Source organism: Pseudomonas agarici (assembly GCF_900109755.1).
In the GTDB taxonomy this organism is placed as follows: domain Bacteria; phylum Pseudomonadota; class Gammaproteobacteria; order Pseudomonadales; family Pseudomonadaceae; genus Aquipseudomonas; species Aquipseudomonas agarici.
The window spans coordinates 194,194-215,994 of record NZ_FOAR01000007.1; the positions used below are offsets into that span (position 1 = coordinate 194,194).

Consider the following 21,801-nt stretch of genomic DNA (forward strand, 5'->3'; position numbering starts at 1 on the left):
TCAAGCACCTGTCAAGGATGAAACCGTGACGACACTTGATCCCGCCGATTGGGCGTCGGTACGGGCGCAGTTCAAGCTGTCTCCGGAGATTGTGCACATTTCCAATTTCTTTCTGGCTTCCAACCCCAAGCCGGTACGCGATGCGATGGCGCGCCACCGCCAGGCCTTCGACGAGAACCCTTATACCTACCTTGAAGACAATATGTTCGCCAAACCCGAAGACATGGTTTGGCGCAAGGTTTGCTCTGCGGCGGCGGAGTACACCGGTGGCCGGGCTGAGGACATTGCGCTGACCACCAGCACCACGCAGGGTCTGGCGATGATTTACAACGGCCTGAAGCTGCGTCCCGATCAGGAAATCCTGACCACCCATCACGAGTGGTATACCCACGACGAGGCCATGCGCCTGGCAGTGGTCAAATGGGGTGGGAGCATCCGTCGCATCGATCTGTACGAAGGGCCTGAGGATGTCAGTGTCGACGCGATCGTCGCGCGCATAGAAGCGGCCATCAAACCCTCGACGCGCATTCTGGCCATGACCTGGGTGCACTCGGGCACTGGCGTGCGCTTGCCGCTCAAGGACATCGGTACACTTGTGACCCGACTCAATCGTGAGCGCGCTGAAGCCGATCAGATCATCTACGTGATCGACGGTGTGCACGGCTTCGGTTGTTCCGAGGCGCAGGTGGCGAGTCTAGGCTGCGACTTTTTCAGCGCTGGCACGCACAAGTGGATTCTTGGCCCGCATGGTACGGGGCTGGTCTGGGCACGTGAAGGTCAATGGGCGCAGATCACTCCCACCATCCCTACCATCATGGCCGCCGAGCCTGGCAACGCCTGGCGCCAGCAACGCGATCCGCAAGGTGAAACGCAGGCCGCCTGGGTCAGCCCTGGCGGGTTCCTGGCGTTTGAAAACCAGTGGGGCGTGATCGAGGCGTTTGAGTTCGTCAAGAAAATCGGCCGCAAGCGCATCGCCGATCGCGTCGCCGAACTCAACGGTCAACTGAAAGAGGGCCTGGCGAAGCTGCCCAATGTGCACTTGCACACGCCCCGTTGCGCCGAGTTTTCCGCTGGCATCGTGTGCTGCGACGTTAAAGGCTGGACGCCCAAGGATGTCGTGGCGAAGTTGAAAGCGCAGAAGATCATCGCCAGTGCCACACCGTATCGCCATTCGACGGTGCGTTTCTCTGCCGGGATCATCAACACCCCTGAAGATATCGAGAAAACCCTCAAGGTCATGCGCACGTTCGCCTGACACCCAGCCAGCCCGGATCGACGCCAGTCTTCTGCACCGCTCAACGCGGCTACGGGGCTGACGTCGTCCGTTCAAATTCAATGAATCGCGCGTACTCAAGGGTAAGGATCGACGACATGAGTGAACACCCAAGCCCCGCAAAAGAGTTGGTCATTTTCCTGTTCTGCTCGACGGTCTACCGCCTGTTTTCCGGCGCACTGCTGGTCTCGTTGACCTGGACCATTCTCAAACAGAACGATGGCGACTACCTGCCGTTGGCCTTGGCGATTTTCTGCTCGTTCATACCGGCGTTCATCACCCCGATGATGATCAAGCGCCTGTCGCGCCACATGACCGGACGCCAGATGAGCAGTCTGTTCGTACTGTGCCTGACGGGCCTGGCGCTGATCTCCGGGTTCTCGCGAAACTTTACCCTCGGCTTGCTGATCACCAACCTGTTTGTGTGGCTGATGATCATGTCGCTCGAGGCCAGCCTGGACATGTGGTTTACCCAGCTGCAACGGGGCATGGATGAAGCCAAAGTACGGCGGATCAGTGGCGCCACCACGGCCACCAGCCAGGCGGCCCTGATGATCGGTCCGTTGTTGGCAGCGGGTTTGATGCCGATTCTGACCGGCATCGGTTTTTCCCTTGTACTGAGCACCGGTTTCTTGCTGGTTGCGGGTATTTGCTACACGCGCAACGGCCTGCCTATGGATGTTCGCGAGAAGCTCGAAGGGGCGGCTCCCGCCAGACTGCCGATGACCTTGTTGGTGCCGATGGTGCTGATCTGGCCGATTCTGGGCGCGTTCAATTTCATGCTGCCCGTGTACGTATCGAATCACGGATGGACGCTTTTTGAACTGGGTGTCCTTGATGCCGTGTTCGGCTTGGGCATGGCGCTGATCGGTGTGCTGGTCATCATCGCCAACACCGGCCGTAACCTGCTGGTTTACCTGTCGGCGCTGACTGCGCTGGCGGTGATTTCCACCACGATGTGGTGGCTGATGCCGGACACGCTGTTTCTCAAAGCGCTGAGCCTGTTAATTCTGGGCATGGCCTTTGGTGGTGCTCGTGTGCATATCCGTGTCGCGATTGCCTGCCGTTACAGCGAAGCGGCCGTCGGTTTGTACGTGAGCAAGGCAAATGCCCTGGCAACGCCGATGCTGCTGCTGATCCTCAGTATGCAGTTGGCGATCATCGAGAACGCCTGGCTGCTGCCGTTCCTGCTGGTGACCCTGTCGGTCGTGCTGTTGCTGCAGACCTCGGCGACGCGCTTTGCCCGTGGGCAAACGCCTGTCGAAGCCGTGGGGGCCTGAACGCCGAACTACAACGGCAACGGCCGATCCTGAACCATCCGTTTTATCACCAGCGTCGACGTCAGTCTTTGAACATTGGGCAATGTTGAAAGGCTGTCGTCGTACAGCCGCTGCGCATCGATCACCTGCGGTATTTCGACTAGCGCCGCCTCGAATGCTTCGACGGCTTGCCGGTTACCCTCGTGCAACGTGACAAAGACCATCGCGGAGAAGTTGAGGCCGAGGGCGACAGGGTCCAGATTACCTTGAAGAATAGTAATTACATAACCTATTTATTACTTAGATATTACCTTTCCGCTTTCGCCTCAAAGCCTTGAAAACAAAGGGCTGTAGCTGATTCACTGGCCGCACTTACATTTCTTACCTTTTCCCGACGCCTTACTCAAAAAACGCTCATGCATACACGCCGTGCGTCCGTTCGCCTCACTGCGCACATCATGACGATGATGTACGGACGCTCTGGTGCACACACTTAAAAGCGCGTGGGCGTGCTTGTAGGTGTGTGCTGGGATTGGAGCGACGGAACCTTACGCCGGGATATGGGCGCGGTAGGTTGTACGGCTTGCCGGAGATGCTGTTTCAGGTGAGGAGTGGTACAAAAGTGGTACGGAGTTTTCTAGTCTGCTCTGTAATGGCCGGATTACATGGCCTGTAGGATTAGTTGGTGCAATCCATCATCGGGGCTACGCTGAGGCGCCGAGACAGTGCGGGGTTTGATTCTGCTGGGCTGGAACTTTGTTTTTGTACCATTTTACTCAACGTGTTTTTAGCGTGTTTTGGGGTGTTTTCAGGCGTTTTTTAAGTCTCAGCGGTACGATTTATCACTCAAAAACTGACGCGTACCACTTTAGATGTGGCGACTATCAGGGCAAGAAAACTGGCAGATGGGACTGTGAGCTACACGGCTCAGATCCGCATCAAACGCCACGGAAAGCAAGTCTACACGGAGAGCCAGACCTTCGCCCGAAAACAGGCTGCCCAGGCTTGGGCGCGTAAGCGCGAGTCGGGGCCGGATGAGCCTGGCGCGATCCAGAGCGCGAGCCGCAAAGGCACCAGGCTCAAAGAAATGGCCGATCACTATCGGGTCGAAGTTGAGAAAGCCCGACCGCTGAGCACGCCTGAAAGCGTTGTTTCATCAGGGCTCAGAGCGGTTTTTCAATGTGATCGTAACGCTGTTTCAACTGCCTCAGGCGCTTCTCGTACTCGTGCGAAAGACAATCCTGGTCGCTGCCGCAGGCGTTGCGTTCCTTGAGCCAGGCAGCTTGTTCATCTTGCATGGCGCCGCGGTTTCCCATGGCGAACAGGCCGCGCAGTAAGCGGTAAGTGGTGGCCATTTCGACGTCAAGGTCGTTCAGTTGGCGGTCGGTGCAAATGCTCATTTCCGCCGGTAGCCTGGCTTTGTCGCAATCGAAGCTGGCTGCCTGAGCGGGGCCGGTGCCCAGGAATAGTGAAGGCGCAGCCAGTACCCATAAAAGTTTTTTCATGTTCGTTTTCAGCGCTCGGTTTTACCTTGATTTCAGTCAGACCGACTTGAACGCAATTGGTTTTACGGGACCGACCATAGGTCAGCGCGTCATGGTCGGCAGCATTCAATTCGTGTTTTCGGGGACTGGCACTCCTCTGGTCATTGATCGTCGGTATGACTCAACCGTAATTTGAGCTGGGCACTTTACCTCCGCTGATATTTGACCTGTACTCCGATAACGAGCGGTGGTGTGTTTCGGTGTTTATCGTGATCAGATCAGACTGATATCCAGCAACCGCGGCCTGGCAATCGCCAGGTAGTCGCGGGTTGCGAGGACCATGGAGGCGTCCAGGCGACCGGCGTTGAAGGCGATGTCTTCATAACGACTGGTCAGGGTTGGGTCGACGATCAGTTGGATCCGCTCATCGAAGACGAACGGCGGAATTGCCCCGATCCGGCAACCGGTTAGTGCCATGGCGGTTTCGGCCTTCACCAGTTCAGCCTTTTTTCCTCCCAGGGCAGCGCCCAGTTTTTTCATATCGAGCTTCTGGTCACCCGGCAATACGGCCAAGGCATATCGTTCGGCCTGGCCCTTGAGGGTGCAGAGCATAGCCTTGGCGCCCTGGCCTGGTTGAGTGCCACGGATCTGCGCGACTCGCGCCGATTGGCCCTCGGCGTCGTGCATCAAGAGGCGGTAGGTGGCGGCATGGCTGTCCAGCAGACTGACCAGTCGATCGAAGATTGGATGCATGGACGTTCCTCAGAGTTGCGTGATCAGGTCGTAGGAGAGTTTGCTGATCAAGATGACCAGCAGCACCAGGAATAACGCGCGGACAAAGGGCACGCCTTTGTGTACCGCCAGCCAGGTACCGGTCAGGGCGCCGAGGATATTGAACAGCGCCATGGGAATCGCCACCAGATAGAGCACATTGCCGGTGGGGATGAAGAACACGAGCGCGGCGACATTGGTCGCGATGTTAACCAGTTTCGCCGAGGCCGAGGCGTGAAGGAAGTCGAAGGCGAAACAGCGGATGAACAGGAAGATCAGGAAGCTGCCGGTGCCGGGGCCGAACAGTCCGTCATAGAAGCCGATGGCGCCGCCGATCAGGATCGCCAGCAGTTTTTCTCGGATGCCGATGCGCAGGGGCTTGTGCAGCGCGCCGAAGTCTTTTTTCCAGAAGGTATAGAGCGCCATCAGTACGATCAGCACCAGCACCGCAGGACGGATCACCGATTGCGGTACCGCCGAGACCGTCGCCGCGCCGCAGAACGCCATGACAAAGGCCGCCCCGGCTGCCGGGACCACCAGTCCCCAATCGATCACCACCTTGCGAACGAACGATCGTGCCGCGAAGGTCGTGCCACAGGCCGCGGCAACCTTGTTGGTTCCCAGTAGCGCGGCTGGCGAAGCCGTGGGCAGCACGTTGAATAGTGCCGGGATCTGGATGAGTCCGCCACCGCCGACCGCTGCGTCGATAAGACCGGCGCAGAAGGCGAAGAGGCAAAGGACGACGATATCGACCATGAAATCAGGCTCTTACAATAAAGGGGAGAGTCGGGTCCAGCGGCACCATGCGGGCCGGATCGTCAACCCCGAACACTCGGATCAGCCAGCGGTCGCGGCCGTCGTAGCGTGGAGTGAAACCGTCCCGGGCATGCAGGGTCTGCTGGTTCTTGAAGATCAACATGTCGCCCGGCTGCAGCAGGATATGGCGGATGACATCGGGGTGGCTGGCGGCGGCGTCGAACAATTGCAGGGCAACGTCCGCATGGGCCGTGGTCGCGGTGACGCTGGCTTTGTTGTAGCGGCAGTACAGGCCACCGGATTCGGTCCTGTAGAGCAGCGGCACGTTTTCCAGCACGTTGCCTTGCTTACCGAACGAGTCTGGGCGGCGAATGGCAAAATGTGGTTGCTGCAGTTCCTGTTCGACAAAGCCGGGCAGTCTGTCCAACACATCGTGGATGGCGACGATGCGCGTGGGGACATCCAGCTCGCAACGCAGTCCGGTCAAGCTCAGGTATTCGGGGCAGGCGGACAAGTCGCTGACCGGCTCGCAGGTCAGCGGCAGGTGCGGATTGTCGACATGCATGCCCAGGCCCAGGCGCGAGCCGAAGGAACTGGTGGTGGTTTGGTATTTCTGCTTGGGCGAGACATGGCGGAATACCGTGGTATCGCTTTCCCCTTCATAGGCCACCGGGTGGGTTTCCAACATAGCCAGCACCGACAGGATCGCGCCGGCCAGGACCGGCACCTGCTCGATACCGGGCTCGGCAGCGTAGGGTGTGGCCGGCAACTGCGGGTCGACCGGCAGGCCACGGACAATCAGGGCCACATCGCCGGACCGGGGGAAGGCGCGGAGTGCCTGGCGTTTTTCCGCGTCCAGGACACCTTCCAACAACCGGGCGAGGGCCGGCATGCTCGCAATACCCGAGGTGCTGTCGGTGATTGCGAACGGTGCAAGGGCTTCATTCAACTGCTGATGCTCGGTGAACGAAATGTGAATTTCAGGCAAGGTCGACAAAATCGATACCGGTGGCTTCGGGGCCTGCCATTGCTGGCTTTGCTCACTGATCCGGAAGGCGGACTTCCTGACTGTTTCATCCAGCTTTGACACGTCCTTTGCTCCTGTGTGCCTACGTCCCTGTGGGTTAAGCGCGAAGGCTAACGGAAGGGCGCATTTTTGTGTTGCAATGTCACATTGTGAAAAGTGCAATGAGGTTGAGGATGGCGCTGGATTTGTTGGGTGAGCTCGAAGCGTTCGCGACCGTGGCGCGCAAACGCAGTTTTATCGCTGCGGCGCGTACCCTGGGGCGCTCGCCGAGCTCGCTGACCCGTGCAGTTCAGGCCCTTGAGGAAAACGCCGGTGTCAAGTTGTTCAATCGCTCGGCCAATGCAGTAAGCCTGACCGAGGCCGGCGAGCACCTGCTGCCCCATGCGCACAAAATGCTCGATCTGCAACGCGAGGCTGATGAAGACCTGGCAGGCATCAGTGGTTCGGCCACCGGTTGGATCCGCTTTTCAGCGCCCGAGTTTCTTGGCCATGGAGTGCTACCCAGGCTGATCGCGCAGTACTGCGAACGCTATCCCGAGGTGAGTATCGACGTGATCTTCACCGACGAAACCGTCGACCCGGCCAAGAGCAAGCTGGATTTCTCGATCCGCGGTGCCTTTCCGCGGTCCAGCGACCTGATCGGTTTTCCATTGTGGAGCTATGCCCGCCATCTCTATACCAGTCCCGATTATCTGGAGCGCCGTGGCACGCCAGATTCGATAGAGGCATTGGAAACCCATTCGTTGATCCTGCACACCGCCCCCAGGATTCTTAAAGAGTGGAATTTTCGTAGCGAGCAGCAGGCTATCAACTTCCGAGTGCGTCCGAAATTTCGCTTCAGCTCCGGCGCGGCGGTGTTTCAGGCGGCGTTGGCGGGGGTGGGGATTGCTCGGCTGGCAGACTGGCTGGCGGAGCCCGAGGTGGAACTCGGGCGGCTAGTGCGGGTTTGCCCCGAGTACCGGCTGACCTCCAGCAATGGCGAGAACCCGCAAATGCATGCGGTGTATCCGGTTGGCAACCTGGCGCTGCGGGTGAAGATGCTGCTGGACCTGATCCGCGCCTTCGGCGATGACGTTGGTCGGCTCTGATCAGGTCTTTGGCGTTTCGCGAAACGGCAGGCTCGGCGCTGCTCGATATGCCGCTCGGGGATCAGGGCCTGTAGCCGTTTAGCATGGATGGACAAAGGAAGGCCGCCTGCCAGAATGACCACGCTTCCATGGTTATTCTTGAGTTTGTCGAATTTTCGCATGGCCAACGCTTGACCTTGCCACCATGGTAAGGAATACGCTTTAACTCAACTGCTCATCTAAACCTGGGAAATGACAATGGCGACGGCTCGAAGAGGGGACAGAATACTGATCAAGCTCCTCATGGTGCTGATTTTGTATCTGGGTGTGGCCCATGGCGGCCCCCGGGAACTCAGCGCCGAGCCTGCAAGTTCGTCCGTTAGTTGCCTGGTGATGCAAGGAGTGCAGGCTGGAGTCGATATGCAAGTGGATAATGTCTGTCCACATATGGACCACCAAATGTCCTGTTCGATCAGTTGCACGGCCTCTTATCTCGGGGCGGTAACGAACATTGTCGACCCAGCGTCCGGCCTGACTTCGCCGCAACATGATTATTACGCTTTCCTTCTTGGCCGTATGGCTGTCGCTCCCGATCCTTTTCCTCCTAAACAATCTGTCCTGAGCACTATCTGAAACTTCTCGTCGACGTCCGCGAGGCGGATTTTCAGACGAATAATATTAGATACGATCACTGATATTTTGATTGTTGTTGATACCCACAACCACGCGGAGGCGATTCCCTGGTTCATCAGGGATACGGCTATCTGCTTGAGGAGAATACCAAATGAAAACGTTGAAACTTATGCTTGTGCTTGGATCGATATATGCCAAACGCGCCACGACTCTATTAGCCGCGATGACTCTGTTGGTGGCTGGTGGAATGGCTCAAGCTGCTCAGGGGCAAGCCATGCAAGGGGGCACGACGATAGCCGGCAGCCCTCCGGTCGAGACTTACCGCTATGGAATGAAACTGGATATTGCACGGGTCTTGTCCATCAGCGATACGAGCCAGGAATACGGCCTCGTGCCTTCGATCATGCGGTATGAAGATAGCAGCGGCACCGTGCGAGCCTTGAAGTATCAGGTTTATGGCGGCGCTGGTTCAGGCAATTGAGCGGGGGTCTGAATTTTACCGTATCTGGATTATGTCTTTGACACAGCTAAAGCCCGGCCCTACATGGTTCATATAGGCATGGCCGGGCGATAGCCAGGTAACTGGCATATGCTAATCAGCATTGCACACCTGAATCAATTTTGAGAGTTGCACGATGATCAAGAACACCAGGCTTTACCTGACGACTCTACTGCAGCGTCACCCACTGGTTGCGGGGCTTGCCGTCGCCGTCGTCTTCACTGTGCTGCTTAACTTGCACAGTCTGTTTGCTGTAGCCACTCTGCCTATTCTGCTATCTGTCTTGCCTTGCCTGGTGATAGCCGGGATGTGCATGAAGAACATGAAGGGCAAGACCTGCGAGCAAGAAGCTGCGAAGCAACCGTTGCTGAGCCGGAACATAAACCAAACTACCATTATCGATCAGGAGAATCGCCATGCGTAATTCCATTGTCTATAGCGCAATACTTGCCTCCACAATAATTTTTGGTACGGTTTCCGTTGCTGTTGCCGAGCCATCCAAGAATATTGTCCAAGGCAGTTCTGAGATGATGAAAGGAGAAGGTATGCATATGATGGATGGCAATAAGATGCCGATGATGCAGGAGATGAATTCAATGATGAAAAACTGCAATGAAATGATGCGAAACATGAACAAACACATGGGTCAAGGCGATAGCAAGGCGCAGTAAGGTGTTCGTTGCTTGCCAATCCCCCTACGCCTGCGGTTTAGGGGGAGTCGACAAATATCTTTTTGTTCTGGGCGCCTCGCTCAGAGGCCCACATCCGGCAATGCCGGTCGATTGGCCATGGCCTTGGCCATAATCTGCTCGACAAACAGCCGGTCCGCTTCCGGCAACGCCAGGCGCGGTGGGCGGGTCAGCGCGCTGCCGCGACCGGCAATGGCTTCGCACAACTTGATGCACTGCACGAGGTCGGCACGGGCATCCAGATGCAGAATCGGCATCAACCACTCGTAGATCGGCAGGGCTTCGGCGAAACGTCCGGCCTTGGCCAGGCGGAAGATAGTCTCGCCTTCCTTGGGGAACACGTTGGACATGCCCGACACCCAACCTTCGGCACCCACGGCGATGCTCTCCAGCACCACGTCATCGAGCCCGGCGAACAGCACGAAGCGGTCGCCGACTTCATTGCGCACGTCGATAAAGCGTCGGGTATCGCCGGAGGAGTCCTTGAAGCACACCACGTTGTCGCAGTCGGCCAGGGAAATCAGGATGTCTGGGGTGACGTGGTTTTTATAAATCGGTGGGTTGTTGTAGACCATCAGCGCCAGGTCGGTGTGCTTGGCCACATAGCGGTAGTGCTCGGCGGTCTCGAACGGCTTGGAGCCGTAGACCAGCGCTGGCATCAGCATCACACCGTCGATGCCGACTTGGCGCACCGCATTGGCGACCTTGGCCGCCTGCACGCTGGTGAACTCGGCAACGCCGCAAATCACCGGCACGCGGCCCTTGGCGGCGTCCACCGCGACTTCGGTCACGGCGATCTTTTCCTCGGTACTCAGCGAGGTATTTTCCCCCACCGAGCCGCACACCACCAGACCCGAGACGCCGTCGCGGATTACGTTGGAGATCACCTGATGGGTCTTTTCCAGGTTGATGGAAAAGTCGTCGTTGAATTGAGTGGTAACCGCCGGGAAGACGCCACTCCAATTGATGCGCTTGTTCATGATTAACTCCAAGGATTAAAAGTATTTCGTATACTATTTTTCAGGTAAAAATAGTCGCCCGGTGTTCTTTCGTCGGGCGCCATGTCGGCGCTACAGCGTTGTTTCAATCAGCGCTCAGGCAGAGGGGACTCAGGCGCCGGGCCAGGTGTCCGACAATCGATAGCCTTGTGGCCACGGATCGGTGGGGTCGAGCAGCAACTGATGGGTTCCGGTGATCCAGGCTCGGCCGGAAAGACACGGATAGATCGCCGCACGGCCGGCCAGTTCGGTGAGGGAGTCGATGCGACAATGAAACTGCGAGCCGATGATCGAGCGGCCAATAAAGCGCTCGCCGGCTTTCAGTACCCCCTTGGCTTGCAACACCGCCATGCGCGCCGAGCAACCGGTGCCGCAGGGCGAACGGTCGATCTTGCCAGGACGGATCACCACGGCGTTGGCACCGGTGGCGACACCGTTCTCGTAGACCACCGGAGCGGCGATCTGGCAGAAGGAGATATGCGACCAGTCGGGGTTCAGTGGATGGACGAAGCCCAGTTGTTCGTTGGCGGCGCGGGTGATTCTCAGGCCGATCTCGACCATGTCCTGGGCTTCGTCGGGACGAATGTCGAAGCCCAGGTGATGGGCGTCGACAATGGCGAAGCTGTCGCCGCCATAGGCCGTGTCGACCCGGATCGATCCCAGTCCTGCGACTTCGATCCAAGCGTCGAGGCGGTCGGCGAACGACGGCACATTCTTGATTTCCACTCGCTGGACCTTGCCATCCTTGCATTCGGCCACGGCTTCGATCAGGCCGCCGGGGGCTTCGAGCACCAGCCGGGTTTGCGGTTCGGTCATCGGCAGGATGCCGCTGTCGAGCAACACGGTGGATACGCACAACGAGTTGGAGCCAGACATCGGCGGGGTATCGGCCGGTTCCATGATGATCCAGGCCATCTGCGCCCGTGGGTCCTTGGCCGGCACCAGCAGGTTGACGTGGCGGAACACTCCGCCACGCGGTTCGTTGAGCACGAAATTGCGTAGGGTTTCATCCCGCGCGATCCAGCGCGACTGCTCCCACACCGTGGCGCCGGGTGGCGGGGCGACCCCGCCGACAATCACATCGCCGACTTCACCTTCGGCGTGGCAGCTAACCACATGAATGATCTTCGATGAACGCATGGATTGCTCCTATTTGACCGATTTGAGGAACGCCGCCGTTTCCGGCCGCTGGGGATGGCCGAGGACCTGGTCGGGCGAGCCGATCTCGTGCACCAGGCCGTTGCGAAAGAACGCCACGCGGTCGGAGACATCCCGGGCGAAGCGGATTTCATGAGTCACCAGGACCATGGTCATGCCGTCTTCGGCGAGCAGGCGCATGGTGTCCAGTACCTCGCCTACCAGTTGCGGGTCGAGGGCCGAAGTGGCCTCGTCGAACAGCATGTAGTCTGGCGACATGGCCAGGGCGCGGGCGATGGCCGTGCGTTGTTGCTGACCGCCGGAGAGCCTGCCGGGAAAACTCTTGAGCTTGTCGCCCAGACCCACGTGGGTCAGTTGCCGCACGGCCAGTTCCTCGGCTTGCTGCTGGCTCCTGCCAAGCACCTTGCGCGGCGCCAGCATGACGTTTTCCAACACGGTCAGGTGCGGGAACGCGTTCCATTGTTGGAACACGATGCCGATCTTCTGCCGCAGGCGATTGAGGTCGGTGGCCTTATCGTGGACCTCGATGCCATCGACGCGGATATGGCCCTGGTGGATTGATTCCAGACCGTTAATACACATCAGCAGGGTCGATTTGCCGGAGCCGGAGCCACCGATGATCGACACCACTTCACCCTTGTTCACCGTCAGGCTGACGCCCTTGATCACTTCCAGGTCGCCGAAGGATTTGTGTACGTTGTCGATCTCAATCATTTTCTTGCCACCTTCTTTCCAGGCGAGCGCCCAGGCGGGCGACCACCAGGCTCATGACGTAGTAGATAAGGCCCGCGATGCACAACACCAGCAAGGGTTCCTGGATGCGGGTGACGACGGTTTGCGAGGCGCGCAGCAGTTCGACGATGCCGATCCACATCACCAGCGCGGTGTCTTTCATGACGCTGAGGACCAGGTTCAGCCAGCCGGGGAACGCCACCCGTGAAGCCATGGGTAGAACGATCCAGCGCAGGTCTTGCAGGTAGCTCAGGCCCAACGAACGGCTGGCCCGGCGCACGTTCAGCGGCACCGCGAGCACGCCGCCGCGGACGATCTCGGTGAAGTAGGCGGCGGCGTAGATTCCGAGCACGATGCAGCCGACGGCGAAGGCGCTGATATTCAGGCCGACGATGCTTTTGAGCGAGTTGAACAGGACGAACTGGATCAGCAGCGGCACGCTGCGAAACACGTCCAGAGTCCAGGCCAGCGGCAGGCTAAGCCGTGGCAGCAAGGCACGCAACAGACCGAACAGCAAGCCGGCCACGGTGCCGAGCAGGATCGACCAGACGGTCAGTTGCAGCGTGACCCAGGCTCCGCTGAGCAGGAACAACAGGTCATTCCCGGTAAGACTGGTGGAAAACATCAAGCAGACCCCTCAATAGCGAAACAACCGCCAGGACAAGAGCCGGGCTAGCGCGACGATCGCCTTGGCGATCAGGTAATACAGCACCGCCGCGATGGCGAAGTATTCGAAGGTGCGAAACGTCTTGACGTTGTAGTCCTGAGTCACCCCGGTCAGATCGTTGTTGAGACCGACGATCACCCCCAGCGAGGTCATCAGCACCGCCCAGACCATCTGGTTGGTCAGCGGATAGAACACCACTCGCAACAATTGCGGGACGATAATCATCCGGTAGGCCTGAAAAGCGCTCATGCCCAGTGAGCGTGCCGCGCGCATCTGAGTGTCGGGCACGGCCTTGAGGCCGCCACGGAAGTTTTCCGCCAGATAGCCGGCGTTGTTGAAGGTGATCCCGGCCAGCAGCGCCAGCCAGGAGCTGACATGCAATCCCAGGGAGCCGAGGCCGAAGTAGAGGATGTAGATCTGGAACAGTGACGGGGTGTTGCGGGCGATGGACACCCAACCATTGGCGATGCCGCGCAACAGCGGTTGCTTGGCGTCGTGCATCACGGTCAGGGTCAGGGCGATCAGCACCCCGAAGACCATCGACAGAGCGGCTGTCTCGAAGGTCACCCAGGCACCGTTGAGCATGTCGGGCAGGGCGCGCAGCGCCGCGCGCCACTGGAACGTATAGTCGAACTCAAACATGGACCGCTTCCTCTCGTGGCAGCCAGGCCGGCAGGTGCCCGCTGGCCTGGCCGCTGCAAGCGCTGTCGACACACTCGGCCAGGCTGGCGAAGTGCACCGTGCGCCCCACCAGGCCGGGGGCGTAGTGGGCGTACTTGCCGGAATTGGTCATCAGCGTCCGGGCGGCCGGTGGAATCACCGGTTCACCGACCATGCACCAGCAGGTGTCGGTGATCAGGCTCGCGCCAAAGGCTTCGATCACGGCGATATGCCCGGCGGCACGGGCCTGCTCCAGCACGGCCCGCCCGCAGGTGATTGCCAGCACCACGTCAGGGTGCTTGTGGCGACCACGGCACAGGCGTGCCAGGTGGGCGAATTCGCTGAGGGAGAAGTGCGGGTTGCCCAGCGAGACGACATCCACCTGCGGCTCGCGAGCGCTATTGAGTTCACGCCAGCTACCCAGCAGATCGTCGAGGCTGATACGTTGCACCGGCAACGACCGACCCGGCTCCAGCACCTGCTGCGGGTCGAGGGCCTCCGGGGTGACCCCGGCGATATGGAACAGCGGCGCCGCCGAGGTGGTGGCGAAGGCCGCGCCGAACGCCTTGAGGTCGTCGAGGCTGGGCCGGGCCAGCTCCAGGCCGCGTATCAACGGGATATAGCTGCCGGACAGGGCGCCAATGTGGTAGCCGAGCAACGGGTAGAAGGCATCGTCCAGTTCGCTCATGGGCGGTACTTCGATCTCCAGGCGCGCCTTGCGCCGTTCGGCCAGGTGGCAGCCAGTCAGCGGTGCGCGGCCCGTCAGGGCGATACAGATATCCAGGTAATCGGGGTATTTCTGGGTCCAGGCACCGAGCACGCTGTTGGCATAGACCACGGCATTGGATTCGGCCCAGACGATCTGTTCGCCGGCCTTCGGCGCGCTGTCGAGCAGGTAGGGCGCGCAGGTGTAGCTGAGCTGCGCGCCCATCGCCATATAGGCCGTGCCCAGGGCACTGGCGGGTTCACCGAGGGCCGGGTCGACACCCAACTCACGCCAGCGGCGCTGGTCGACGGAGATGGCGTTGAGGGTGGTCGGGACACGCACGCACGCGCCCCATTGCACCAGTTGTTCGGCAAAGCGCAGGCTCGCCGGCCCGGTATAGATGCAGCCGTCGATATGCGCCTGGGTCACGTCCAGCAGGCTGGAGGCTCTTTGTAGCTCGGCCATCTGTAGGACGATTTGCATAGCCACCTGGGCGGCCTTGCCGTACTGGCCATCAAGCAGGGCCTGGTCATGTTGGCTGAGCGCGACACTGCGGGTCGCGGGTTGCGCTCGCACCGGCATGGCCAGTGCCCGCCAGGGGGCGGCGGGTATTTTGTCGAAGAGTGTCAGGCTGGCGCCTTCGATCCGGGCAAACGCTTGGCCGCGCAAGGCGGCAAAGGCCTCCCTGCCGATGCACAGCACCGGCAGGGAGCGTTCGAAAATCACCTGGGCCACCAGCACGCCCAGGGTCAGGATCTCGTCGGCCTCGGCCAGTAACAACGCGGCCGGGGCATGACCGTTGCTGATCAGTTCCATCATCACGCTGCTGCCGGTACAGGACCCGCGACCGCTGGGTAGCGCCAGCACACAACCGGCCAAGTGCTCGCCACTCAAGGGGTGATGACGGTCGATCACCTCGCCGCTGAACGGATCGACACCGCCCCAGAAGCTCAGGCCGATATCGGCGAACAGCAGCGGACCTTGGGCGGCACCCTCGACCAGGCAGCGTCCGGTAAGGGAAGTGGGGGTGCTGGGCATGCGGTCTTCCTCAGTAGTAGACGTGGGGCACGGTCAGGTCGGTCGGTGGGATCTCGGTCCCGACCCACTTGGTGAACAGCTCCTTGTAACGTCCGGTGCGCACCTGTTGGTTGACGAACAGGTTGAGGTAGTTGATCAGGCCGTATTCGTTGCGCTTGGCACCCAGCGAGACGTAGTCGATCACGTAAGGAGCATTGCCGACGACCTTCAAGCCTTTGTACTTGCCTGATTTGAGCGTCGCGGCGGCCACGGTGTTGGTAACGACGGTGGCATCGATATGACCCTGGGCGACGGCCAGGATGGTGTCGTTCTGCGACTGGTAAGCGCGGAAGCTGCCAGTGCCCCAGCTCTTCTGGTCTTTTTCCAGAGCGATGGCTTCATAAGTACCGCTGGTGTTGCCGACAGGATGACCCTTGAGGTCTTGGTATTGGTTGATCCCGGTATCGTCGCGGGTCAGTACCACCATCTGGAAGGCGAAGTAGGGAATGGTCAGGCCGACGGTTTTGGCCCGTTCGAGGGTATCGGAGGTCGAGGCGACGATCACGTCGGCACGGCCCGACACCAGTGCGGGAATACGGTCTGGAAAGGGCGTTTCGATGATCTCGGCATCGACCCCGAGGACTTTTGCCAAGTCGTTGCAATAATCGACGTCGAAGCCCACTGGCTGGTTGCCGGCATCGCGCGAGCCCATCGGCGGAAAGTCCAGGGTCACGGCACAGCGCAGCTTGCCGGAACCGATGATGTCATCGAGCTTGTCGGCCTGGGCCGTGGTTATAAGGGACGAACTGAGAACCACACTGAGCGCTACGACAAAAACGGGATTTTTCATGAATGCCTCGTTATTGGTAAGTGGCGTTGTTCTTCGTATTATGAATTTCGTATACGATATTATATTAGCAATGACTGTGCCGATTGCTACACCAGAACATGAATCTCTCAGTGGCCCTTTGATTAGAGGCGGTGCCTGGTTTCGGGGGCGAGTTTCCCGTGTTTGAAGGGTGAAAGGATGTTACAGAAGGGAGCATTTTTCCCCGTGCAAGCCCCTTAAAGGAACACCACGGTCAGCGATGGCTTTCGCGGTAATGGCTCGGCGACAGGCCGGTGAGCGCACGGAACTGGCGACTGAAGGCGCTGTGGTCGGTGTAGCCACAACGCAGGGCGATCTCGGTGATCGGCAGGTGGGTGTGCAACAGAAGTTGCGCGGCTTCTTCCAGGCGGGCCTTGTGGATCATCTGCCGTGGGGTGAGTTGGAAGATCCGCTTGCAGTGGCGTTCCAGTTGGGCCACCGACAAGTCGGCGATCCGGGTCAGTTCGGCGAGGCTGATGGGTTGGGCGAAATGTTGGCGGATATGGGCGTCCACCGCGGCGACCTTCTGGAAGGACGGGTGGTGCGATTGCGGCAGTTGCAGGTCGCGGGAAATACCCGCCAAGCCGACGATCCGCCCCGTTGGGTCGCGCAGCGGGACCTTGTGGGTCAAGCACCAGATCGGTTGATTGCCGTCATAGAGGTGCAGCTCCAACTGGTCGGCCAGCTCGCGCCCGCTGTTCAAGACCCGGCGGTCTTGCGCGGTATAGGAGGTGCCGAAATGTTCCGGAAAGACCCGGTCGGCGGTCTGCCCCAGCAGTTCGCCGGGCAGCTTGAAGCCGCAGCGCCGGGCTAGGGTCTGATTGACGAAGGCATAGCGCGCCTCGCTGTCCTTAATGAAAAACACCACGTCCGCCAGGGTATCGAGCAAGGGCGCGATGGCATTCAGGCTGCTTAGCAGGGTCGCTAGGTCACAGGGTTTGAAGCGGTTGAGCGAGGTGTACATGGCGTCGGGCATCTGGCGGCAACTCTTGGGATCATAGAGACCCTGCGAGGCGGTCGAAACCCCCGCACCACTATTCATACCGGCTTATACCGGCGGAGTGTCGTCGAGACATAACAGGGTGTCGATTCGCGCCGGACTGAAGGGCGGGCGTGGTGCCGGAAGTTGCCAACCGAACAGGTGCCGGGTTGCGGCACCGCACACCCGGCCCTGGCAGGCACCCATGCCGCAGCGACTAGCCAGCTTCGCTTCGTGCCAATCGCGATGGCCTTGCAGAGCGGCATAGGTGACATCCTCGCAACGGCACACCAGGGTGTCGGGCTTGGCCAGGGCCTTGAGTCGCGGGTCCAGGGCGAAGGTCTGGTTCAGGGTGTCGGCGAAACCCTGCCAGCGCGCTCGGACCGGCCACAGGCGCTGAGCCGCGTCACGCTCGCCGACCGCCGCGTGACCGGCAATCGCGCCTTCCACCAGGGCCAGTTCACTGCCGCCGAAACCGCAGCATTCCCCGGCCGCGTAATGATCGGCGAGGCTGCTGGCCTGCCAGGGGTCGACGGCGAGGGCCAGGCCGTCGAGCGCGCAGCCCAGGGCCTGGCCGAGCTGGGTATTGGGGATCAGGCCGAAGCCGCAGGCCAAGCGGTCACAGGCGAGCTCGGTGATCTGGCCGCGTTGTTCCAGGCGCACAGCCTCCAGGCGCTCGCTGCCGAGCGCGGCGATCACGTGGCTGTCGGTGCGGTAATGCGGGTCGAACAGAGCGAAGGCTTGCAGCCATTTGTGTGGCCAGCGCGGCAACTGCGTGGCGAAAGCGGCGACGGATCGCCATGCAGCCTGTTCGGCGACTCGCAGGATCCGCGCCCCGGCGTGGCGGGCGGTGGCGGCACTGGCGAGGAGCAACGGCCCGCTACCGGCGACCACCAGGCGCTCGCCGCTGACTGGCAAGCCGCCCTTGATCAGTGCTTGCAGGCCGCCGACGGCGGTAACACCGGGTAACGTCCAGCCGGGGAACGGCAGCAACAGTTCGCGGGCTCCGGTGCAAAGGATCAGTTGATCGTAGCCGATTTGCCAGCTCCGTCGCGGACCTTCGAGCAACAGTCGTTTCGCGCCGTTGCTGGCGATCACTTGGGTGCTGGGGTAGTGCCGCACATTGTCACGGGCCTGCAGGCGTTGACGTAGCTTGCGCGCCTGGGGCGCCAGCCTGGCCCGCGGACCGTCGCGCCAGATCTGCCCGCCCACCTGCGGGTTGTCGTCGATGATGACGATACGGGCGCCACTGGGGGCGGCGGCCAGGGCGGCGGCGATGCCCGCCGGCCCGGCGCCGATGATCAGTAGGTCGGCGAAGTCGATCATGGCCGGGTCTCCACTTGCATGCCGTCCTGGCACAGGGTCTGGCAGGCCAGGCGGCGATTGCCGTCGATGTTGACCCGGCATTCCTGGCAAATGCCCATGCCGCATACCGGTACACGACGGCTGCCGCTGACCGAGGTACGGCTGCAACCGTCACCACCCAGGGCCAGGGCCGCGGCCACGGTGGTGCCTTCGGCGACGCGCAGGGCGCGACCGTCCAGGGTCAGCTCAGGCATGGCGCTGGGCTCCGAGAAAGCGTTGCGGCAGATAGGCGGCGGCGGTCAGGGGCGGTGTTTCGTTGAACAACTGGGCGACCAACAGGTCCGCCGTGCCGGGGGCGGTGGTGACTCCCAGTCCTTCATGGCCGACGGCCAGCCACACACCCTCGCGCTGTGGATGTCGGCCCACCAGCGGCAAACCGTCCGGGCTGGCGGCACGCAGGCCGGTCCAGGCTCGGATCGCATTCAGCCGAGCCAAGCCCGGCAGATATTCGACGGCGCGCTTGAGCATTTTTGCCAGCATCCAGCCTTCGACCTGCGGGTCGCGAGTGCCGAACTGTCGCGAGGCGCCGATAAACAATTGGCCGGTGGGGCGTGGCTGGATATTGCAGGCAACGGAAGGGCCGTTGGCGTGGTGGGCGCTGGTGACATAGCCCAGCTCCACCAGGGTATGGGTGACGGTTCCTGGGTAACGGTCGGTAATCAGCAGATGGCCTTTCTTCGGTTCGATGGGCAGTTCCGGGCACAGCTCATTGGCCTGCACGCCGTTGGCCAGGACCACCGCCCCGGCGCCGAGCCAGTGGCCGTTGTCGAGTCGCACACGGTTGCCGTCGACTTCGCTGACCCGTGCCCGGCGCTGGCGAATACCGGCGGTTTCGAGCATCCAGCGGGCCGTGGCCGGGGCATAGAGAATGCCGTCGCCATGGATCAGCAGGCCACCTTCGAGGCCGTCGCGCAGTTGGGCTTCGCGTGCGCGCAGAGCCTGGCTGCCGAGCAGCTCGCAGGCGATGCCATGGGCTTGCAAGTGGGCGTATTTGGCCTGGGCCAGCGCCATCTCCTCGGGGTTGGCGGCGATCCACAGCGTGCCGTTGTTACGATAGGCGCAGCCTTCGGGCAGGTCGGCAGCCACCTCGCGCCAGCGTTGCACGGAGTATTGGCACAGCGCCAACTCCGCCGGGTTGTCGTCGAGCACCAGCAGGTGGCCCATGCCCGCCGCCGTGGCATTGGGCAGGCCGGCGTCGAGCACCAGCACGTTCAGGCGCCGATTCGCCAGCGCTTGAGCACAGGCGGCGCCGATGATTCCGCCGCCGATCACGATGATGTCGGCCACCGTGCCTTCGTTCACGGGCAGATACCCCAGGCGAATGGGTCGTCCCGTTCGAGGATCAGGGTGGTTTCGGCGCTGATATGCGCACGCCCGCGAATGGTCGGTACGATGCGGTCGCCGTCGGACTCGTAGGAACCTGTAAATTCGCTGCCGATCACACTGGCCTGACGCCAGAGTTGTCCCGGCAGTAGTTTGCCGTCGGCCGCCAGGCACGCCAGCTTGGCGCTGGTGCCGGTGCCACAGGGCGAGCGGTCGTAGGCTTTGCCAGGGCAGAGTACAAAGTTGCGGCTGTCGGCGTGGGCGTCGTCGACGAACAGTTCGACATGATCGATCAGGCCGCCGTCCTCGCCACGGATGCCTTGCTGTTCCAGCGCTTGTTGTACGGCGAAGGTATAGGCGGTCAGCGCTTGCAGGTTGGCGCGGGTGACGTCCAGGCCATGGTCGGCGATCAGAAAGAACCAGTTGCCACCCCAGGCCACATCGCCCATCACCTCGCCGATGCCCGGCACGTGCAGGGCCAAGGCGTGCCGGTAACGGTAGGACGGGACATTGCGCACACTGACCGAGCGGTCTGCGTGAAGGGTGGCCTGCACCGTGCCCACCGGGGTTTCGATGGCATGGATACCCGGCCCGATGCGCCCCAGGTGCGCCAGCGAGGCAATCAGGCCGATGGTGCCATGCCCACACATGCCGAGGTAGCCAGTGTTGTTGAAGAAGATCACCCCGGCCGTGGCCGCCGGGTTCACCGGTGCGCACAACAGGGCGCCGACCAGCACATCGTTGCCGCGTGGTTCGAGAACGCAGGCGGCGCGCCACGCATCATATTCTTCGGCCAGCCGCTGGCGGCGCTCGGCCATGCTGCCAGCGCCCAGCTCAGGGAAACCGGCGGTCACCAGGCGGGTCGGTTCGCCACCGGTATGAGAGTCGATCACACTGATACGTTTCATGGCAGGCCACTGGCGAATAAAAGAGTTCGCAGAGTGGCTTGTCGGAGGGTGCTGCGGCTTGATGCTTTTATGGCGCTCCGATGAGGAAATCAGCACAGCGAGGCCCGACTCAACGGGCGCGCGGCAGGTGCTCCAGGAGTGTCGCGCAAACACCGGCAATGTGTTCGTCGAGCAGTTTCACCGCCCGTTCCACGTCGCGGGCGCGGCAGGCCTCAATGATGTCGCGGTGCTCATGGTCGGCGCGCTCCTTGCCAGCCGAAAGGCTCATCTGCAGACGCAGGTAGCGTTCCAGTTTGTCATTGACCGAGCGGATCAGGCTGACCAGGAATGGTCGTTGCGCCGGCTCGTAGAGGCAGGTGTGGAGTTGCCAGTTGAGTTCAGCCCAGCGCCCGATGTCGTGTTCGCCGACGAACTCCTGGCAGATGCGCTCGGCTTGGGCGAAGGTGTCTTCGCTCATGTTCGGGATGGCCAGGCGCAGCACCTTGTCTTCGAGCAGCATGCGCACTTCGAACATTTGCGCCAGTTCCGGCTCGGAGAGGCGTGTGACCATCGCCCCGCGGTTGCGCTGGAACACCACCAGCCCTTCGGCCTCCAGACGCTTGAGGGCCTCGCGCACAGGAATCTTGCTGACGTTGAACTGGCGGGCGATTTCGTCCTGGCGAATCGCTTGGTCCTCGGCGAAATTGCCGGCGACGATGGCCTCGCGCAGATGTCGGGTGATGATCTCCGAGGTCGAAGGCGCATTGCCCAGGTCCGGGAGGTTAAGCTTGGGTAGAGTCACGGCGAGATCATTCGAAAGAGGGGAAGGGGATATGGTATACGAAAAACCTTTTGCCTTTCTATCCGCTATCCTCTTGCTCATCCAGTCCGCCAGGGACACGAGGGTGTGTGCGAAGGCCAATGTCTTCTTCGCGACTCAGGCTCTGTACGAAATGTATCTGCGCTCGCCCATATGGCGGTGA

General features: G+C 60.9%; 23 protein-coding genes and 2 pseudogenes. 7 read left to right on the forward strand and 18 right to left on the reverse strand.

Annotated elements, in window-relative coordinates:
- Positions 1–25: 25 nt before the first annotated feature.
- Positions 26–1,255: an aminotransferase class V-fold PLP-dependent enzyme gene (locus tag BMX68_RS09165; RefSeq protein WP_244159582.1), complete on the forward strand. Its 1,230-nt coding sequence runs from the start codon at positions 26–28 to the stop codon at positions 1,253–1,255.
- A gap of 116 nt (positions 1,256–1,371) precedes the next feature.
- Positions 1,372–2,553, forward strand: a complete 1,182-nt coding sequence (locus BMX68_RS09170; RefSeq protein ID WP_017133547.1) for an MFS transporter — start codon at positions 1,372–1,374, stop codon at positions 2,551–2,553.
- An 8-nt stretch (positions 2,554–2,561) separates the two neighbouring features.
- Here the strand turns inward: BMX68_RS09170 and BMX68_RS09175 are convergent.
- Positions 2,562–2,801 (reverse strand): annotated as a pseudogene (locus BMX68_RS09175) (AsnC family transcriptional regulator); the annotation flags it as partial.
- Positions 2,802–3,406: 605 nt separating this feature from the next.
- Here BMX68_RS09175 and BMX68_RS26335 point away from each other — a divergent pair.
- Positions 3,407–3,664: pseudogene (locus BMX68_RS26335) on the forward strand (site-specific integrase); the annotation flags it as partial.
- A 31-nt stretch (positions 3,665–3,695) separates the two neighbouring features.
- On the opposite strand, the gene BMX68_RS09185 reads toward BMX68_RS26335, so the two are convergent.
- The 4 genes from BMX68_RS09185 to BMX68_RS09200 all read right to left on the reverse strand — a co-directional run bounded on the left by BMX68_RS09185 (position 3,696) and on the right by BMX68_RS09200 (position 6,633).
- Positions 3,696–4,037 carry a lysozyme inhibitor LprI family protein gene (locus tag BMX68_RS09185; RefSeq protein WP_017133546.1) on the reverse strand — a complete coding sequence of 114 codons (342 nt, stop codon included), beginning with the start codon at positions 4,035–4,037 and terminating at the stop codon, positions 3,696–3,698.
- 252 nt (positions 4,038–4,289) lie between these two features.
- Positions 4,290–4,769: a YbaK/prolyl-tRNA synthetase associated domain-containing protein gene (locus BMX68_RS09190; protein WP_017133544.1), complete on the reverse strand. Its 480-nt coding sequence runs from the start codon at positions 4,767–4,769 to the stop codon at positions 4,290–4,292.
- 9 nt (positions 4,770–4,778) lie between these two features.
- On the reverse strand, positions 4,779–5,543 hold the full coding sequence (locus tag BMX68_RS09195) for a sulfite exporter TauE/SafE family protein (protein WP_017133543.1): 765 nt from the start codon (positions 5,541–5,543) through the stop codon (positions 4,779–4,781).
- Positions 5,544–5,547: 4 nt separating this feature from the next.
- The gene (locus tag BMX68_RS09200; protein WP_017133542.1) at positions 5,548–6,633 is read right to left on the reverse strand and encodes a TauD/TfdA family dioxygenase; all 1,086 of its coding nucleotides are present in this window, start codon (positions 6,631–6,633) and stop codon (positions 5,548–5,550) included.
- A gap of 110 nt (positions 6,634–6,743) precedes the next feature.
- On the opposite strand from BMX68_RS09200, the gene BMX68_RS09205 reads away from it, so the two are divergent.
- From BMX68_RS09205 to BMX68_RS09225, 4 genes are all read left to right on the forward strand, one after another.
- Positions 6,744–7,658, forward strand: coding sequence for a LysR family transcriptional regulator (locus BMX68_RS09205; protein WP_017133541.1), 915 nt, complete (start codon positions 6,744–6,746; stop codon positions 7,656–7,658).
- Positions 7,659–8,421: 763 nt separating this feature from the next.
- Positions 8,422–8,751 carry a DUF2790 domain-containing protein gene (locus BMX68_RS09215; RefSeq protein WP_017133539.1) on the forward strand — a complete coding sequence of 110 codons (330 nt, stop codon included), beginning with the start codon at positions 8,422–8,424 and terminating at the stop codon, positions 8,749–8,751.
- 154 nt (positions 8,752–8,905) lie between these two features.
- Positions 8,906–9,193 (forward strand): hypothetical protein, encoded by a 288-nt coding sequence (locus BMX68_RS09220; protein ID WP_017133538.1) that lies wholly within the window; start codon positions 8,906–8,908, stop codon positions 9,191–9,193.
- Entirely contained in the window at positions 9,186–9,440 is a 255-nt protein-coding gene (locus BMX68_RS09225; protein ID WP_017133537.1) for a hypothetical protein, read from the forward strand. The genes BMX68_RS09220 and BMX68_RS09225 overlap by 8 nt, the downstream gene beginning before the upstream one ends.
- An 80-nt stretch (positions 9,441–9,520) precedes the next feature.
- Here BMX68_RS09225 and BMX68_RS09230 read toward each other — a convergent pair whose 3' ends face one another.
- The 13 genes from BMX68_RS09230 to BMX68_RS09290 form a co-directional block, all read right to left on the reverse strand.
- Positions 9,521–10,438, reverse strand: a complete 918-nt coding sequence (locus BMX68_RS09230; RefSeq protein ID WP_074862056.1) for a dihydrodipicolinate synthase family protein — start codon at positions 10,436–10,438, stop codon at positions 9,521–9,523.
- Positions 10,439–10,567: 129 nt separating this feature from the next.
- Positions 10,568–11,596 (reverse strand): trans-3-hydroxy-L-proline dehydratase, encoded by a 1,029-nt coding sequence (locus BMX68_RS09235; protein ID WP_017133535.1) that lies wholly within the window; start codon positions 11,594–11,596, stop codon positions 10,568–10,570.
- Positions 11,597–11,605: 9 nt separating this feature from the next.
- Entirely contained in the window at positions 11,606–12,328 is a 723-nt protein-coding gene (locus BMX68_RS09240; protein WP_017133534.1) for an amino acid ABC transporter ATP-binding protein, read from the reverse strand.
- Positions 12,321–12,971 (reverse strand): amino acid ABC transporter permease, encoded by a 651-nt coding sequence (locus tag BMX68_RS09245; protein ID WP_017133533.1) that lies wholly within the window; start codon positions 12,969–12,971, stop codon positions 12,321–12,323. Before BMX68_RS09245 ends, BMX68_RS09240 begins: the two co-directional genes overlap by 8 nt.
- A 12-nt stretch (positions 12,972–12,983) precedes the next feature.
- On the reverse strand, positions 12,984–13,655 hold the full coding sequence (locus BMX68_RS09250; RefSeq protein WP_017133532.1) for an amino acid ABC transporter permease: 672 nt from the start codon (positions 13,653–13,655) through the stop codon (positions 12,984–12,986).
- Entirely contained in the window at positions 13,648–15,417 is a 1,770-nt protein-coding gene (gene lhpI, locus BMX68_RS09255) for a cis-3-hydroxy-L-proline dehydratase (protein ID WP_017133531.1), read from the reverse strand. The genes BMX68_RS09250 and lhpI overlap by 8 nt, the downstream gene beginning before the upstream one ends.
- 10 nt (positions 15,418–15,427) lie before the next feature.
- On the reverse strand, positions 15,428–16,246 hold the full coding sequence (locus BMX68_RS09260; protein WP_017133530.1) for an ABC transporter substrate-binding protein: 819 nt from the start codon (positions 16,244–16,246) through the stop codon (positions 15,428–15,430).
- A 232-nt stretch (positions 16,247–16,478) separates the two neighbouring features.
- Complete coding sequence (locus BMX68_RS09265) at positions 16,479–17,228, reverse strand: AraC family transcriptional regulator (protein ID WP_026013355.1); 750 nt, start codon at positions 17,226–17,228, stop codon at positions 16,479–16,481.
- Between the two features lie 84 nt (positions 17,229–17,312).
- Positions 17,313–18,569 carry an NAD(P)/FAD-dependent oxidoreductase gene (locus BMX68_RS09270; RefSeq protein WP_017133528.1) on the reverse strand — a complete coding sequence of 419 codons (1,257 nt, stop codon included), beginning with the start codon at positions 18,567–18,569 and terminating at the stop codon, positions 17,313–17,315.
- Positions 18,566–18,802: a (2Fe-2S)-binding protein gene (locus BMX68_RS09275; RefSeq protein WP_017133527.1), complete on the reverse strand. Its 237-nt coding sequence runs from the start codon at positions 18,800–18,802 to the stop codon at positions 18,566–18,568. The genes BMX68_RS09270 and BMX68_RS09275 overlap by 4 nt, the downstream gene beginning before the upstream one ends.
- Positions 18,795–19,910 carry an NAD(P)/FAD-dependent oxidoreductase gene (locus tag BMX68_RS09280; protein WP_074862060.1) on the reverse strand — a complete coding sequence of 372 codons (1,116 nt, stop codon included), beginning with the start codon at positions 19,908–19,910 and terminating at the stop codon, positions 18,795–18,797. The genes BMX68_RS09275 and BMX68_RS09280 overlap by 8 nt, the downstream gene beginning before the upstream one ends.
- Positions 19,907–20,839, reverse strand: coding sequence for a 4-hydroxyproline epimerase (locus BMX68_RS09285; protein ID WP_017133524.1), 933 nt, complete (start codon positions 20,837–20,839; stop codon positions 19,907–19,909). The genes BMX68_RS09280 and BMX68_RS09285 overlap by 4 nt, the downstream gene beginning before the upstream one ends.
- A 109-nt stretch (positions 20,840–20,948) precedes the next feature.
- The gene (locus BMX68_RS09290) at positions 20,949–21,620 is read right to left on the reverse strand and encodes a GntR family transcriptional regulator (RefSeq protein ID WP_017133523.1); all 672 of its coding nucleotides are present in this window, start codon (positions 21,618–21,620) and stop codon (positions 20,949–20,951) included.
- Positions 21,621–21,801 lie beyond the last annotated feature (181 nt).

Bases quoted from the DNA above. Each gene is read 5' to 3' on its own strand.
- BMX68_RS09170 (WP_017133547.1), top strand. From the start codon at position 1,372: ATGAGTGAACACCCAAGCCCCGCAAAAGAGTTGGTCATTTTCCTGTTC.
- BMX68_RS09185 (WP_017133546.1), bottom strand. From the start codon at position 4,037: ATGAAAAAACTTTTATGGGTACTGGCTGCGCCTTCACTATTCCTGGGC.
- BMX68_RS09190 (WP_017133544.1), bottom strand. From the start codon at position 4,769: ATGCATCCAATCTTCGATCGACTGGTCAGTCTGCTGGACAGCCATGCC.
- BMX68_RS09195 (WP_017133543.1), bottom strand. From the start codon at position 5,543: ATGGTCGATATCGTCGTCCTTTGCCTCTTCGCCTTCTGCGCCGGTCTT.
- BMX68_RS09205 (WP_017133541.1), top strand. From the start codon at position 6,744: ATGGCGCTGGATTTGTTGGGTGAGCTCGAAGCGTTCGCGACCGTGGCG.
- BMX68_RS09215 (WP_017133539.1), top strand. From the start codon at position 8,422: ATGAAAACGTTGAAACTTATGCTTGTGCTTGGATCGATATATGCCAAA.
- BMX68_RS09220 (WP_017133538.1), top strand. From the start codon at position 8,906: ATGATCAAGAACACCAGGCTTTACCTGACGACTCTACTGCAGCGTCAC.
- BMX68_RS09225 (WP_017133537.1), top strand. From the start codon at position 9,186: ATGCGTAATTCCATTGTCTATAGCGCAATACTTGCCTCCACAATAATT.
- BMX68_RS09230 (WP_074862056.1), bottom strand. From the start codon at position 10,438: ATGAACAAGCGCATCAATTGGAGTGGCGTCTTCCCGGCGGTTACCACT.
- BMX68_RS09235 (WP_017133535.1), bottom strand. From the start codon at position 11,596: ATGCGTTCATCGAAGATCATTCATGTGGTTAGCTGCCACGCCGAAGGT.
- BMX68_RS09240 (WP_017133534.1), bottom strand. From the start codon at position 12,328: ATGATTGAGATCGACAACGTACACAAATCCTTCGGCGACCTGGAAGTG.
- BMX68_RS09245 (WP_017133533.1), bottom strand. From the start codon at position 12,971: ATGTTTTCCACCAGTCTTACCGGGAATGACCTGTTGTTCCTGCTCAGC.
- BMX68_RS09250 (WP_017133532.1), bottom strand. From the start codon at position 13,655: ATGTTTGAGTTCGACTATACGTTCCAGTGGCGCGCGGCGCTGCGCGCC.
- lhpI (WP_017133531.1), bottom strand. From the start codon at position 15,417: ATGCCCAGCACCCCCACTTCCCTTACCGGACGCTGCCTGGTCGAGGGT.
- BMX68_RS09260 (WP_017133530.1), bottom strand. From the start codon at position 16,246: ATGAAAAATCCCGTTTTTGTCGTAGCGCTCAGTGTGGTTCTCAGTTCG.
- BMX68_RS09265 (WP_026013355.1), bottom strand. From the start codon at position 17,228: ATGTACACCTCGCTCAACCGCTTCAAACCCTGTGACCTAGCGACCCTG.
- BMX68_RS09270 (WP_017133528.1), bottom strand. From the start codon at position 18,569: ATGATCGACTTCGCCGACCTACTGATCATCGGCGCCGGGCCGGCGGGC.
- BMX68_RS09275 (WP_017133527.1), bottom strand. From the start codon at position 18,802: ATGCCTGAGCTGACCCTGGACGGTCGCGCCCTGCGCGTCGCCGAAGGC.
- BMX68_RS09285 (WP_017133524.1), bottom strand. From the start codon at position 20,839: ATGAAACGTATCAGTGTGATCGACTCTCATACCGGTGGCGAACCGACC.